The following is a 13,857-nucleotide window of genomic DNA, read 5'->3' as shown; positions in this document are numbered from 1 at the left end:
CCGCCCCGGGGCAAGCGCTGTGCTGGGGTAGAATTCGCGCCATGAAAATTCTGGCACTGGAAACCTCCACCGACATTGCTTCGCTGGCCTTGCTGTGCGATGGCGAAGTACGTTCGATCAGACTGGCGAGTCCGCCGGCACATTCCGCAACGCTTCTGCCGGCGCTCAGGCAATTGCTGGCAGAGGCACAGCTGGATCTGGCCCGACTCGATGTGATTGCCTGTGGCATCGGTCCGGGTGCCTTTACCGGGGTGCGTCTGGCTTGCAGTGTGGCGCAGGGCCTGGCGCTAGGCACTGATCTGCCGGTGGCGCCGGTATGCAGTCTGCTCGCGCTGGCGCAAGGCCAGACTGCGGACAAGGTGTATTGCGCGATGGATGCGCGCATGAACGAAGCCTATGTGGCCGCCTATCAACGGGAAAATGGACGCTGGCTGGAAGTCCTGGCGCCGGCCTGCGTGACACCGACAGCCTTGCCACAACCCGCATCGGACGGCTGGTTCGGGGTGGGCACCGCGTTCAGCGCCTATCCGCTTGAGTCTGCCGGCAGCCTGGCTGGAAAGCTATGTGCAGAGCCGCTCTCCGCTGTGCCTTCGGCGCAGGCCGTGGCGGAACTGGCTGCACTGACGGGGCCGGCTGGCTGGTGCGATGCGGCGCTGCTGGCGCCACTGTATGTGCGCGACCGGATCGCCTTGACCGTGGCTGAACGTCTGGCTGCCGGAGGCAAGGCGTGAGCGGCGAGCTGTTGTTCGCTCCGATGTGTGCGGGGGATCTTGATGAGGTGACCAGCGTCGAGCGCGAAGCCTCGCAGTTCCCGTGGAACCGTGCGCTGTTCGCCGACTCGCTGCACGCCGGCTACAGCAGTTGGGTGATGCGTCGCGACGGCCAATTGGTCGGGCATGCCGTGCTGCTCGCCGTGCTTGATGAATCCCATCTGCTGGTCATCTCTATCCGGCCGGCCTGGCAAGGTCAGGGGCTGGGCTCGCAGTTGCTGGAATATGTGACCGAACGCGCGCGTTTTGCCGGGGCAACGCAGATGTTTCTGGAAGTACGCGCCTCCAATCGCGTGGCGCAAACCATGTACAGCCGCCACGGCTTTACCGAGATCGGCCGCCGGCGCGGCTACTATCCCGATGCTGATGGCCTGCGCGAAGACGCGCTGGTGATGCGGCGAGAACTGAGTCGAGTCGAGGCCAACGCATGAGTGAACAGAGCGGACGGATTCTTGCTGAAATGGGCATCACGCCCGCATGGCGCTTGCGTGACGCTGCGCGGGTCGAAACATCCAGCCCGGAGCCTGCGCCGGAAGTGCTTGCCACGGTGGAGGCGACACCAGCCATTTCCCTGACGCGGGCAGGCGATGAAATTTCCGTCATTGTCGAACCTGCTTCTCTTCTGCCTGCAGAGCCGCTCCTGGAGCCGGCCTCCGCGATGCCTGCTGCGCAAGCCCCGTCCGGCGTGGCCTGCATGGACTGGCCTGCGCTGAGTGAGGCGGTGTCTGCCTGTCGCGCCTGTACGCTCTGCGAACGGCGCAAACAGGCTGTTCTGGGCGTGGGCGATGTGCAGGCCGACTGGTTGTTCGTGGGCGAAGGCCCTGGCGCGGACGAAGATGAACGCGGCGAGCCCTTTGTTGGCCAGGCCGGCAAGCTGCTGGATGCGATGCTGGCGGCAATCCAGCTGAAGCGCGGTGAAAACGTTTATATCGCCAATGCGGTGAAGTGTCGTCCGCCTGGCAATCGCACCCCCGAAGCAAATGAAATCGAGGCCTGTCGTCCCTTTCTGGAGCGGCAGATTGCACTGATCCGGCCGAAGCTGATCGTGGCGCTGGGCCGGCCTGCGGCACAAACCCTGATTGGTGGCGAGGTGAAGATCGGGGCCGCGCGCGGGCGCCTGTTCAGCTATCTGGACGTGCCGGTCATCGTGAGCTATCACCCTGCCTATCTGCTTCGCAATCTGGAGGACAAGGCGCGCGCCTGGGAAGACCTGTGTTTCGCGCAGGATCAGATGCGGCGCCTGCTGACCGCCTGAGCGGCCAGCCTGTCAGTGGTGGTGCTTGCTGTCGAGCAGTGCGACGGAATCGAATTCGCGCTGATTGGCTTCGTGCCAGCGCTTGATCAGCAGCATGCTGCCGGCCATGAACAGGCCGAAGATCACGATCACGATATTGACCGGCAGACCTGATTTGACCAGCACTGCGTACAACCCGGTCATCACCAGAATGCTCAGGTTTTCGTTGAAATTCTGTACGGCGATGGAGTGGCCGGCCCCCATCAACACGTGACCACGATGTTGCAGCAAGGCATTCATCGGTACGACGAAAAATCCTGCCAGAGCGCCAACGCTGACCATGAGAACCCCGGCCACGACAGGGCTGTGGATGAAGACCATGATGAGCATGCACAGGCCCATCGCAATCCCCAGCGGAATGACGCTGGCTGACTGGCGCAGGCTGATGAATTTTGCCGCCAGTACGGAACCGACGGCGACTCCGAATGCCACGCCACCTTGCATGTTGGTCGCTTGCGAGAGCTTCATGTCGAGGTTGGCAAAGGCCCAGTCCAGCACGATGAACTGCAGGGTCGCGCCGGCCCCCCAGAACAGGGTGGTGACCGCCAGCGAGATCTGTCCGAGCTTGTCGCGCCAGAGCAGGGCGACGCAATGGCCGAATTCGCGAATGAGAAAAATCGGATTGTTCTTGAGGGGTTTGTGATCAACGCCGGTATCCGGCACGTAGTAATTGAAGATGGCCGCCAGCAGGTACAGGCCGCCAATGAGCAGAATGCTGATGTCGGTCGGACTGTCGAAAATGGGACCAAAGCTTGGCAGGCCATGGCCGAACGCCCATTGTGTCAGTTCCGGGCGGATCAGGATGCCGCCCAGAAGCGTGCCGAGGATGATGGCGCCGACCGTCAGTCCTTCAATCCAGCCGTTGGCGACAACCAGCTTAGAGGCTGGCAGCATTTCGGTCAGGATGCCGTACTTGGCCGGGGAATAGGCTGCAGCTCCCAGACCAACCACAGCGTAGGCGGCCAGCGGGTGCAGGTCGAGAAACATCAGGGCACAGCCGAAAATCTTGATCGAATTGCTGATCAGCATGACCCGCCACTTGGGCATGGAGTCAGCAAACGCGCCAACGAAGGCCGCCAGAGCCACATAGGAAACGGTGAAGAAAAACTTCAGCAGAGGCACCTGTTCAGCAGGCGCTTGCAAATTGATCAGGACCGAAATTGCGGCGATCAGCAACGCGTTGTCTGCCAGCGCGGAAAAGAACTGCGCGGCCATGACGATGTAAAAACCCCTGCCCATGAAAACCCTTTTGCGACTGGCAAGACAACCCCGGGCGGCCTTTATACCACACCGCTCTGACAGCACGTCCGTGCTCCGGCAAGCCGGTTGAGTGCGGTCAGGCAACACTGGCTCTCTGCCGGTGTTTTTTGTAGAATGATAAATATCCTTTATTCAGGAGCGTGTAATGGCTGATCGCAGATTGCAGGTATTTCACGCAGTAGCCCGCCACGGGTCCTTCACGCGCGCAGCAGAAACGCTGTACATGACCCAGCCGGCGGTCACCTTCCAGATCAAGCAGCTGGAAGAGCAGTTCAACACCCGGCTGCTGGATCGGGGACATGGCAAGGTCACCCTGACGCCGGCGGGTGAAATCGTGTTTGCCTACGCCGAACGGATTCTCGGGCTCTCCGATGAAATGGAGACCCGCATTGCCGAATTGACCGACGAACTTACCGGCGTGCTCACCATCGGCGCCAGCCAGACCATTGCGGGCTACTGGTTACCGGTGTTGCTGGACAAATTCATCAAGAAGCACCCACGGGTGATTCCACGTGTGTTCGTGGCCAATTCGGAAAACATCGAAAACCGGGTTGCTGCTCATGAGCTGGATGTCGGGCTGGTCGAGAAGCAGTCATCGGACCCGACGCTGGAATGCAGCCTGGCCTGCCAGGACGAACTGCGGGTAATCGTGGCGCATGGGCATGAGCTGGCCAAGGCGACCTCGCTCAAGGCCGCGGACCTTCAAGGCTATGCTTTTGTCGATCGTGATCCGGGCGCGGCAATTCGTGCTCTGGCCGAGGATTTTTTCCGCAGCAACGGCGTTTCACCTGAGTCGCTCAATCGCCGCGCCGAACTGGGTTCGCTGCCCAGCATCCTGCATCTGGTCAAGCAAGGGCTGGGCTTCGCCATTGTGGCCAAGGTGGCATTGAATGATTACAACAATCGTGGCCTGGTTGGCATTCCTCTGGAGCCACGCCTGTATTCATCGCTGAATGTGCTGGTGCCCAAGGACCGTTTCCGTGCCCGCCTGCACTCGACCTTTGCCGAATTTGCGATCGGTCTCTTTACCGACATGGAACGCCATGACATGCCACCGGCAGAAGTGGTCGCCCACTCTTCTCCGGATTCTTCCCGCACATGACCCGACCGATCCTGGCGCGCATCGAACCTGCTGCCTTTCGTCACAACTACCTGCTGGCGCGCCAGCAAGCCGGCGGGGCGCGCGCCTGGGCGGTGGTCAAGGCCAATGCTTACGGGCATGGCCTGCTGTCCTGCGCGGAGGCCGTACGTGATTGCGTTGATGGTTTTGCGCTGCTGGAAATCGGCGAAGCGATGCGCCTGCGGGCTGCTGGCTTCACTCAGCCCATCGTGTTGCTCGAAGGTTTTTTTGCCGAGGATGACTTGCGTCTCGCAGCGGCCAACGCCATCAGTTCGGCAATTCATTGCGAAGAGCAATTGCGCCTGCTTGAGCTGGCCGAGCTGGAGGCGCCACTGGATGTTTTCATCAAGCTCAATACCGGTATGAACCGGCTGGGCTTTGTGCCCGAGCGCTTGCCTGAGGTGCTGGCGCGTTTGCGCGCCAGTGGCAAGACAGGGCAGATCAGCGTGATGACCCATTTTGCCTGTGCGGATGGTACGGGTATTGACGAGCAGCTGGCCCGTTTCAATGCGGTCGCTGAACCGACCGGCCTGCCACGCAGCGTGGCCAATTCGGCAGCTTTGCTGCGTTATCCGCACGCGACATATGACTGGGTCCGCCCCGGCATCATGCTTTATGGCGGTTCACCCATGCCCGACATGCAGAGTGCCGCCGATCTCGGCCTGCGTCCGGTGATGACCCTGGCCAGCCGCATCATCGGGGTGCAGAACCTGCGTTCCGGCGATTGCGTGGGCTATGGCGCCAGTTTCACGGCAGACCGTCCGATGCGTGTCGGCACTGTCGCCTGTGGTTACGCCGATGGTTATCCGCGCCATGCTCCCACTGGCACACCGATTCTGGTCAATGGCCAGCGCACGCGTACGCTGGGGCGAGTGTCGATGGACATGCTGGCGTGTGACCTGACCGGGCTGGATGCCGGGCTCGGCAGCAGCGTCACCCTGTGGGGCGAAGGCATGCCGGCCGATGAGGTCGCGACGGCTGCAGGCACCGTCAGCTATGAGCTGTTCTGCGCCTTGGCGCAACGCGTGCCGGTTGTGGAAGGCTGATGGCCAAGGCGAAGACGGTTTACGTCTGCACCGAGTGCGGTGGGCAGAGCCCGAAGTGGCAGGGTCAGTGTCCGGGGTGTGGACAGTGGAATACGCTGGTTGAAGGCGTAGCCGAGTCGGCCGCACCAGGCTCGCGCTTTGCAGCGCTGGCGGCGGGTGTGGGCAAACTGCAGAAGCTCTCCGAAATCGATCCACGTGAATCGCCGCGCGTGCCGACCGGCATCGACGAGCTGGACCGGGTCCTCGGTGGTGGCCTGGTGCCGGGCATGGTGGTGCTGATTGGTGGAGACCCCGGCATTGGCAAGTCGACTTTGCTGTTGCAGGCGTTGGCAAGTCTTGGGCCGCAGCAGAAGGTGCTTTACGTCAGCGGCGAAGAATCCTCAGAACAGATCGCGCTGCGCGCCCAGCGCCTGCAGCTTGAAGCCAGCGAAATGCCTTTGTTGCCGGAGATCTCGCTCGAAAAGATCATTCCGACCCTGCGCGAACACAAGCCCAATGTGGTGGTGATCGACTCGATCCAGACCATGTATTCCGAAGTGTTGCAGTCGGCGCCCGGCTCGGTGGCGCAGGTGCGTGAGTGTGCCGCACAGCTGACGCGTCACGCCAAGTCTTCCGGCATGGCCATGGTGCTGGTGGGCCACGTCACCAAGGACGGCGCGCTGGCCGGTCCGCGCGTGCTGGAGCACATTGTCGATACCGTACTGTATTTCGAGGGTGACACGCACTCCAGCTTCCGTCTGGTGCGGGCGATCAAGAACCGCTTTGGTGCCGTGAATGAACTGGGCGTTTTTGCCATGACCGACAAGGGCCTGCGCGGGGTGAGCAATCCCTCGGCGATGTTCCTGTCGCAGCACGCCCAGCCGGTGCCGGGGTCCTGTGTGCTGGTGACGCAGGAGGGCACGCGTCCGCTGCTGGTCGAAATTCAGGCGCTGGTTGATAGTGCTCACAGCAACCCGCGGCGTCTTTCGGTCGGGCTGGAGCAGAACCGCCTGGCCATGCTGCTGGCGGTATTGCACCGGCACGCCGGCATCCAGTGTGCGGATCAGGATGTGTTCATCAACGCCGTGGGTGGGGTGAAGATCACCGAGCCGGCCGCCGATCTGGCCGTGTCGCTGGCGATTGTCTCCTCGCTGACCGGGCGCCCCTTGCCCAAGCGCCTGATCGTGTTTGGTGAAATCGGCCTGGCGGGGGAGATCCGGCCAGCCCCGCGCGGGCAGGAGCGCTTGAAGGAAGCGGCCAAGCTTGGTTTCGATACGGCGCTGATTCCTGCAGCCAATGCACCAAAGCAGGCCATTGCTGGGATGCGGGTGATTGCGGTGGAGCGGATTGAAGAAGCGCTCTCGGCCTTACGCGAAATTTGACCTTGTTTGTCCCGCGGTCGGCGGGTAAGCTCGCGCCGCATCAATAATTCAGATTGACTCTGTGGAAAGCTGAACATGAAAAAGCAATGGCTGATCGGCAACTGGAAGATGCACGGCAATCTGGCCAGCAACAAGGCCTTGATCGATGGCATTCGCGCCGAATTGCCCCAGCCCGACGAGCGCGCAGCACTGGTTGTGTGTCCGGCTTTTCCCTATCTGTTCCAGCTGGCTGAGCTGACCCGCGACTCCGGCATCGGCGTGGGCGTGCAGAACGTTTCCGATCACCTGCAGGGCGCTTACACCGGCGAAACCTCGCCGCTGATGGTCAAGGAACTCGGCGGCAGCTACGCCATCATTGGTCACTCCGAGCGTCGTCAGTATCAGGGCGAAAATGATGGCCTGATGGGGCGCAAGGCGCTGGCGGCGATTGATGCCGGCCTGATTCCGGTGATCTGCGTCGGCGAAACCGCCGAAGAGCGCGATTCCGGGCGCACCCACGAAGTACTGGCGCGTCAGCTTGATGCAGCCTTCGGTTACATCCGCACGGCGCACGACAAGATCATTCTGGCCTACGAACCGCGCTGGGCCATCGGTACCGGGATTGCCGCCACGCCCGAAATCGTGCAGACCGAACACGAGTTCCTGCGTCAGCGCATCGCCATCCGCGACAAGGAGTTCGCCGCCAAGCTGCCGATCATCTACGGCGGCTCGGTCAAGGTCAGCAATGCGGTATCGATCTTCTCCATGCCCGACGTGGATGGCGGCCTGATCGGCTCTGCAGCACTGAACGCCAAAGAGTTCATTACCATCTATCGCGAACTGCTGCAGACCATTCCCGCAGAATGAGCCGGCAGATATTCCTCGATACCGAAACCACCGGGCTGGACTGGCGCAGCGGCGCCGACCGCGTGGTGGAAATCGGTTGCGTCGAGATGATCGACCGGCGCCTGACCGGCAATCGCTACCACGTCTACCTGAATCCAGAGCGCGAGGTTGGCGACTCCGAGCGCATCCACGGCCTGTCTGACGATTTCCTGGCGGACAAGGTGCTGTATCGCACGATCGCCGAAGAGTTCGAGGCCTTTGTCGCCGGTGCCGAACTGATCATCCACAACGCTAGCTTCGACACCGGCTTCCTGAACATGGAGCAGGAGCGCATCGGCCGCGAGAAGATCACCGTGCTGTGTCCCGAGGTACTGGATACGGTGAAGGTTGCCAAGGAAATGTTCCCGGGCAAGAAGGCCTCGCTGGACGCGCTGTGTGATCGCTACGGCATCAACAACGCGCACCGCACCCTGCACGGCGCCTTGCTGGATGCCGAGCTGCTGGCCGAGGTGTATCTGGCCATGACGCGGGGCCAGGAAAGCCTGACCATCGGGCTGGATGATGCGCCGGGCAGTGCCTCGGGCTTCGGCGCCACGCTGGCTGGCGAGCGCCGCCCGGTGCGCGTGCTGCGCGCCTCGGACGCCGAGCTGGCCGAGCACGACAAGGTGCTGGCCGAGATCGCCAAAAAGGCCAAATGTCTGTGGTTGCCTCCGGCGGCGGATGCCGGAGCGAACTGAACATCAGTTCTGAAGCATGCCTGCGAAGCCGCATGTGGCGTGCTTCTTCAGCATGCCATCCTGAAGAGGCAGGCGCCGCCTGCTTCCTCCTGAAGGGGCGCTGCAGATCAAGGCTGCAGGCGGCTCTTCAGGCATGCGCTACTCCGGACGCCAGATCCGGCTGACGTTGATTTCCACCTTGAGCTGATCGCGCGGGATCACCCCGGCGACTTCAAAGCCCTTGCGTTCGGTCATGCGCGTCAGCGGGGCGGCGTAGGACATGCCTTGCGGGCTGATCAGGCTCAAGACTTCCGGCGTGTTGGCGCTGGCGCCACGTCGGGTAACCAACCCGGTCTCACCGTTGGCCAGGCGCACGAAAGTGCCGGGCGGGAAAATGCCGATCTCCTTGATCAGCACCGCCACGTAGGGATTACGCTCGCCCCCGCCTGAGGCCAGATACAGCGATTTCGCGGCTTCCTGCGGGGTGATCGGCTTGCGTGCGGCGCGCGGGCTGACCTTGGCGGAAAACACATCCGCCGTCTGGATCAGCAGGGCTTCTTCACTGGGCTCGACGATTCCGAAGGGATAGCCGCCACCGCCCACGATTTCGTGATGCTCCAGCACCGCCCGCAACCAGCGCGGATTTTTGACATCGGCGGCCATCAGCATTTCGTGGGCGAGCTTGGGGTGCCGCTGGATTTCGGCTCGCTGGGCCAGCGACGGAGCGATGCGCTGGGTGCACAGCGTCATCTGCAAGTCGATCATGGCCAGATTCTGGGTCAGGGCGGCGCAGATCAGGCTGATCCGTCGATCCGGCAGCCATTCCAGGCGGGCGGCAACGAGTTCGACAAGCACCGCAACGTGAATGCTGTGAATGATCGGGTAACGGCGCTGATCGGTGAGGATGATGGCCGCCAGCGCCGTGTCCGGGCTGCGCCGGGCCAGGGTCTGGATCAGCTTGGCCAGGCTTTCGATCTGGCCACGGAAGTCCGGCTCGCTGCGGATATTGCGCAGCAGCGCTTCCAGTTCGTCGATTACGCTGTCCCACAGGCGAAAGGGATCGTACTCGCGCGTCTCGCGTTGCGGCCTGCTGACCGTGCTGAGCAGCGACTCATCCACATACAGCCCGCGTGCCATCAACACCTCGCGCTGTGATTCACGGCTGATCACGTAACCTCGGCACAGCAGGAGGGCACCAGATTCGTCGAACACATCCCAGGGCAGGGGCTCATTGATCAGCAGTTGGCGGGCGGCGATGCGGTGTTTGGCCATGATGGGATGGTTGCGTGGGTGTCTTTCTGTCTACGTGCAGGCGGGCCGAAACTTGAGCCGCGCGGCGGCCGAGCGAAAAGCCGCGCGATGTGAAAGAATTCGTCCCTCGAATTCTGCTTCAGACCGCATCATCATGGCACAGCCGCACTACGACGAATCTTCCTTCCGCGTTCTCAAAGGCCTGGAGCCGGTGCGCGAGCGCCCCGGCATGTACACCCGCACCGATTCGCCCTGTCACATGATCCAGGAGGTCATTGACAACGCCGCGGACGAGGCGCTGGGTGGCTTCGCGAAGAACATTCACGTGCTGGTGCTGCGCGATGGGTCGATCACCGTGACCGACGACGGGCGAGGCATTCCGGTTGGTTTGCACCCGGAAGAGAAGATTCCTGTGGTGGTGCTGGCCTACACGGCGCTGCACGCCGGCGGCAAGTTCGACAAGAAGTCCGGCAACTCGGCTTACGCCTTCTCCGGCGGTCTGCACGGCGTGGGCGTGGCGGTGACCACCGCGCTGTCGCTGCGAGTGGAAGTTGAAGTGCGCCGCGAAGGCAATATCTACGAGGTCGCCTTTGCCAACGGCGGTCGCGAGATCGGCCAGATCAACGAAGTCGGCACTTGCGGCAAGCAGAGCGGCACCCGCGTGCGCGTCTGGCCGGATGGTAAGTATTTTGATTCGCCCAAGGTGCCGATGAACGAGCTGGAGCGCCTGCTGCGTTCCAAGGCCGTGTTGCTGCCTGGCGTGCGCGTGTATCTGGAAGTGGAGCAGGCCGATGGCACATTCACCAAGCAGGACTGGCGCTACCAGGAAGGCCTGCCGGGCTATCTGCGCGAGATGATGGTTGGCGCCGAGCCGGTCGCGCCGATCTACTCGGCCGAGAAATACGCCGGGGATGAAGAAGATTTCGCTGTGGGTGAGGGCGCGGCCTGGGCCTTTGGCTGGTTCGATGGCCAGCAACTCGGTGAGAGCTACGTAAACCTGATTCCTACTGTGGCCGGTGGCACCCACGAATCCGGCCTGCGTGCCGGCGTGTTCGAGGCGGTGAAGAGCTTCATCGAGCACCACAGCCTGCTGCCCAAGGGCGTCAAGCTGCAGCAGGAAGACGTGTGCGGCAAGATGAGCTACGTACTCTCCGCACGCATTCTCGATCCGCAATTCCAGGGGCAGGTGAAGGAAAAGCTCAATTCGCGCGAAGCCGTGAAGCTGGTCTCCAGCATGTTGCTGCATCCTTTCGAGGCCTGGCTGAACCAGAACGTCGAGCATGGCAAGGCGATTGCCGAGGTGGCGATCAAGCAGGCCCAGTCGCGCCTCAAGGACGCGCAGAAGGTCGAGAAGAGGAAGAGCAGCGGCGTGGCCGTGCTGCCCGGCAAACTCGCCGATTGTGAGTCCGAGAATATCGCTGACAACGAGCTGTATCTGGTCGAAGGCGACTCCGCCGGTGGCTCAGCCAAACTGGCGCGCAACCGCGAAACACAGGCCATCCTGCCCTTGCGCGGCAAGGTGCAGAACTCTTGGGAAATCGACCCGAATCGTCTGTTTGCCAACGCCGAAATCCACGACATCTCGGTGGCGCTGGGCGTGGACCCGCACAAGCCGGATGCGCCGGACGCAGTGCTCGCCAACCTGCGCTACGGCAAACTGGTGATCATGGCCGATGCGGACGTCGACGGCTCGCACATCCAGACCCTGATTCTCACGCTGTGCCTGCGCCACTTCCCCAAGCTGGTGGAGGCGGGGCACGTCTATATTGCCTTGCCGCCGCTGTATCGCATCGATGTGCCGGCGCAGGGCAAGAAGCGCCCGGCGCGCCGCTTCTATGCGCTGGACGATGGCGAGCTGCAATCCATCCGTGACCGCCTCGCCAAGGAAGGCTTCCGTGATGAGCAGCTCGAAGTCGGCCGTTTCAAGGGCCTCGGCGAAATGCAGCCCGCCCAGCTCAAGGAAACTGCCATGGACCCGGCGACCCGCCGCGTGCTGCCGGTGACGATGGAAACCAGCACTGCCGCCGCGACCGACAAGCTCTTCGACCTGCTCATGGGCAAGGGCGAAGCCTCCGGGCGGCGGGCGTGGATGGAGCTGAAGGGCAATCTAGTCGAGGCTGATCTCTGAGTGTCTGTTGAGCGAATCCCCGCCGAGTTCTCCGGCCGCCGTTACCACGTCTACAACGACTGGGTGCGGCGTACGCATGGCGGGCGGCTGCAGAAGATTTCGATCGACGCCGGCTTCACCTGCCCGAATCGGGATGGCACGCTGGGGCAGGGCGGTTGCAGCTTCTGCAATAACGAAGGCTTCTCGCCGAGTTATCTGCGCGAACAACCGAAGATGGCAGACCAGATCGCGACGGGCGTGGAGTTCATGCGCCGGCGTTATCCGCGCACGCTGAAGTTCCTCGCCTATTTCCAGAGTTACTCCAACACCTACGGCGATCTGCCGCGCCTGAAGGCGGCCTATGCCGAAGCGCTGGCGCATCCGGACGTGGGTGGGCTGGTGATCGGCACGCGGCCGGACTGCCTGCCGGACGAGGTGCTGGATTATCTGGCCGAGCTGGCGAAAACGAATCTGATCGAACTGGAAATTGGCATCGAGTCCTGTTCAGATACGGTGCTGAAAGAGTGTTTGCGCGGCCACGATTTTGCCTGCGCGCAGGACGCCATCCGCAGAGCCGCGTCCCGCGGGCTTTTCGTGACCGGGCATCTGCTGATCGGCTTGCCGCTTGAGTCTCGGGAGAGCCTGCTTGAAGGTGCCCGCCAGTTGGCCCTCTTGCCGCTGGATGCCTTGAAATTCCACCAGTTGCAGATCGTGCGCCACACGCGTCTGGCGATCCAGTACCAGCGCGATCCGGCGAGCATTCCCTTGACCGATCCCGACACCTATCTGGATCAGGTGATCGACATGCTGGAACTGTTGCCGCCTTCGATCAAGATCCAGCGCCTGGGCAGTGAGGTGCCGCCGCCGCTACTGCTATCGCCAGACTGGGGCATGCGCCTGCATGCTTTCCCGGCGAAGCTGGAGGCGCGACTGGAGGAACGCCAGACCTGGCAGGGGCGACTGTTCGCGGGCTAGACGAAAGCGGCCAGCCAGGGCGCCAGCAACACCATCAGGATGCCGGCGATGATCATGGTCAGGCTGGAAATCACGCCTTCTTCCGTATCGCGGCGGTGCGCCGTGGCGGTGCCCACAGCATGAGCCCCGGCGCCGAACAGTGCGCCTTTGGCAAGTTTGGAGCGCACCGGCAGCCAGCTCAGCAGCCATTCTCCCAGCACCATGCCGATCAGGCCGGTGATCACCACGAACACGGCGGCGAGTTCGGCTTGCCCGCCCATGGCCGGTGCGGCTGCGATCGCAAATGGAGTGCTGATCGAGCGGACTGACAGACTGCGCTCCAGCAGTTCCGGCAGACCGAGCAGACGACAGAACCAGACGGTGCTGACGACCGCCACGCTCATACCGACGATGACGCCGACCACCAGCGGAAACCAGTGGCGACGGATTGCCGAACGATATTCGAAGATCGGCACGGCAAAGGCGACCGTGGCAGGACCGAGCATGGCGGAGAGCCAGTGGCTTTGTGCGTTGTAGGCGGCGTAAGGCACGCGGGCGAGGAGCAGGATGGCAATGAGGATCGCCGGCACGGCGATGATGGGCGAGAGCCACACGCGTGGGAAGCGGCCATGCAGGTGGCGCAAAGCGGCATACAGCAGCACGGTCAGGGCAAGCCAGAACAGACCGGAAAGCAGAGTCATTCCTTGTTCTCCGTTGGTTTGCGCCAGCGCGCTTCCAGTCGCCAGGCCAGATCGACGGCCAGCGCCGTGGCAATCATCACGCAGGCCGTGCTGCCGATAATCACCAGCAGGATCGAAAGCAGCTTGCCGTCGAGCATCTGCTGATATTGCAGCACGGCAATCACGACGGGAATGAAGAACAGCAGCATCTCGCGCAGCAGCCAGGCGGAGCCGTCGGCGAGCCATTCGCGTTTGAGCAATCCCAGCCCGAGCAGCGCCAGGGCGATGGCAATGCCGCTGACCGTAGGCGGGATCTGATGCAGCCAGCGTGCGGAGAGTTCAACTGCGACCAGCCAGATCAGGATCAGCAGACCGATCTGGAACAGGGTACGAAGGAATGGTTTGAAGCGTGGGGGAAAGGCGAACATCGGGGTGCTGCATGACATGAAAGCTCGGTCATGATACGGCGAAGC

The 13,857-nt window shown here is 62.5% G+C and carries 14 protein-coding genes; 10 read left to right on the top strand and 4 right to left on the bottom strand.

Annotated elements, in window-relative coordinates; genetic code table 11:
* Positions 1-41: 41 nt before the first annotated feature.
* Genes tsaB through Q9Q94_RS08425 form a run of 3 tightly spaced genes read left to right on the top strand, consistent with a single transcriptional unit; the run spans position 42 to position 2,025 of the window.
* The gene (gene tsaB, locus Q9Q94_RS08435) at positions 42-731 is read left to right on the top strand and encodes a tRNA (adenosine(37)-N6)-threonylcarbamoyltransferase complex dimerization subunit type 1 TsaB (RefSeq protein WP_305979619.1); all 690 of its coding nucleotides are present in this window, start codon (positions 42-44) and stop codon (positions 729-731) included.
* Positions 728-1,201, top strand: coding sequence for a ribosomal protein S18-alanine N-acetyltransferase (gene rimI, locus Q9Q94_RS08430; protein ID WP_305979618.1), 474 nt, complete (start codon positions 728-730; stop codon positions 1,199-1,201). The genes tsaB and rimI overlap by 4 nt, the downstream gene beginning before the upstream one ends.
* The gene (locus tag Q9Q94_RS08425; RefSeq protein ID WP_305979617.1) at positions 1,198-2,025 is read left to right on the top strand and encodes a uracil-DNA glycosylase; all 828 of its coding nucleotides are present in this window, start codon (positions 1,198-1,200) and stop codon (positions 2,023-2,025) included. Before rimI ends, Q9Q94_RS08425 begins: the two co-directional genes overlap by 4 nt.
* 12 nt (positions 2,026-2,037) lie before the next feature.
* Here Q9Q94_RS08425 and lplT read toward each other — a convergent pair whose 3' ends face one another.
* Complete coding sequence (gene lplT / locus Q9Q94_RS08420) at positions 2,038-3,303, bottom strand: lysophospholipid transporter LplT (protein WP_305979616.1); 1,266 nt, start codon at positions 3,301-3,303, stop codon at positions 2,038-2,040.
* Between the two features lie 166 nt (positions 3,304-3,469).
* Here lplT and Q9Q94_RS08415 point away from each other — a divergent pair, with 166 nt between their 5' ends.
* The 5 genes from Q9Q94_RS08415 to dnaQ all read left to right on the top strand — a co-directional run bounded on the left by Q9Q94_RS08415 (position 3,470) and on the right by dnaQ (position 8,413).
* Positions 3,470-4,426 carry a LysR family transcriptional regulator gene (locus Q9Q94_RS08415; protein WP_305979615.1) on the top strand — a complete coding sequence of 319 codons (957 nt, stop codon included), beginning with the start codon at positions 3,470-3,472 and terminating at the stop codon, positions 4,424-4,426.
* Positions 4,423-5,490 carry an alanine racemase gene (alr, locus tag Q9Q94_RS08410; protein ID WP_305979614.1) on the top strand — a complete coding sequence of 356 codons (1,068 nt, stop codon included), beginning with the start codon at positions 4,423-4,425 and terminating at the stop codon, positions 5,488-5,490. The genes Q9Q94_RS08415 and alr overlap by 4 nt, the downstream gene beginning before the upstream one ends.
* The gene (gene radA / locus Q9Q94_RS08405; RefSeq protein WP_305979613.1) at positions 5,490-6,851 is read left to right on the top strand and encodes a DNA repair protein RadA; all 1,362 of its coding nucleotides are present in this window, start codon (positions 5,490-5,492) and stop codon (positions 6,849-6,851) included. Before alr ends, radA begins: the two co-directional genes overlap by 1 nt.
* Before the next feature lie 75 nt (positions 6,852-6,926).
* Positions 6,927-7,697 (top strand): triose-phosphate isomerase, encoded by a 771-nt coding sequence (gene tpiA, locus Q9Q94_RS08400; protein WP_305979612.1) that lies wholly within the window; start codon positions 6,927-6,929, stop codon positions 7,695-7,697.
* The gene (dnaQ, locus tag Q9Q94_RS08395) at positions 7,694-8,413 is read left to right on the top strand and encodes a DNA polymerase III subunit epsilon (RefSeq protein WP_305979611.1); all 720 of its coding nucleotides are present in this window, start codon (positions 7,694-7,696) and stop codon (positions 8,411-8,413) included. Before tpiA ends, dnaQ begins: the two co-directional genes overlap by 4 nt.
* A gap of 138 nt (positions 8,414-8,551) precedes the next feature.
* Here dnaQ and Q9Q94_RS08390 read toward each other — a convergent pair whose 3' ends face one another.
* The gene (locus Q9Q94_RS08390; protein ID WP_305979610.1) at positions 8,552-9,664 is read right to left on the bottom strand and encodes an HD-GYP domain-containing protein; all 1,113 of its coding nucleotides are present in this window, start codon (positions 9,662-9,664) and stop codon (positions 8,552-8,554) included.
* Between the two features lie 133 nt (positions 9,665-9,797).
* Here Q9Q94_RS08390 and Q9Q94_RS08385 point away from each other — a divergent pair, with 133 nt between their 5' ends.
* Together Q9Q94_RS08385 and Q9Q94_RS08380 are read left to right on the top strand one after the other, a co-directional pair.
* A complete protein-coding gene (locus tag Q9Q94_RS08385; RefSeq protein ID WP_305979609.1) occupies positions 9,798-11,771 on the top strand; it encodes a DNA topoisomerase IV subunit B in 1,974 nt (657 codons plus the stop codon).
* A complete protein-coding gene (locus tag Q9Q94_RS08380) occupies positions 11,772-12,725 on the top strand; it encodes a TIGR01212 family radical SAM protein (RefSeq protein ID WP_305979608.1) in 954 nt (317 codons plus the stop codon).
* On the opposite strand, the gene Q9Q94_RS08375 is transcribed toward Q9Q94_RS08380, so the two are convergent.
* Together Q9Q94_RS08375 and Q9Q94_RS08370 are read right to left on the bottom strand one after the other, a co-directional pair.
* On the bottom strand, positions 12,722-13,405 hold the full coding sequence (locus Q9Q94_RS08375) for an LrgB family protein (protein ID WP_305979607.1): 684 nt from the start codon (positions 13,403-13,405) through the stop codon (positions 12,722-12,724). The two genes, Q9Q94_RS08380 and Q9Q94_RS08375, sit on opposite strands and share 4 nt — an antisense overlap.
* Positions 13,402-13,830 carry a CidA/LrgA family protein gene (locus Q9Q94_RS08370; RefSeq protein WP_305979606.1) on the bottom strand — a complete coding sequence of 143 codons (429 nt, stop codon included), beginning with the start codon at positions 13,828-13,830 and terminating at the stop codon, positions 13,402-13,404. Before Q9Q94_RS08370 ends, Q9Q94_RS08375 begins: the two co-directional genes overlap by 4 nt.
* Between the last annotated feature and the right edge of the window lie 27 nt (positions 13,831-13,857).

The sequence above is a fragment of the Uliginosibacterium sp. 31-16 genome (assembly GCF_030730865.1).
Classification (GTDB): domain Bacteria; phylum Pseudomonadota; class Gammaproteobacteria; order Burkholderiales; family Rhodocyclaceae; genus Uliginosibacterium.
Note: the sequence above shows the minus strand (reverse complement) of the source record. Positions and strands in the feature narration are given on the sequence as shown.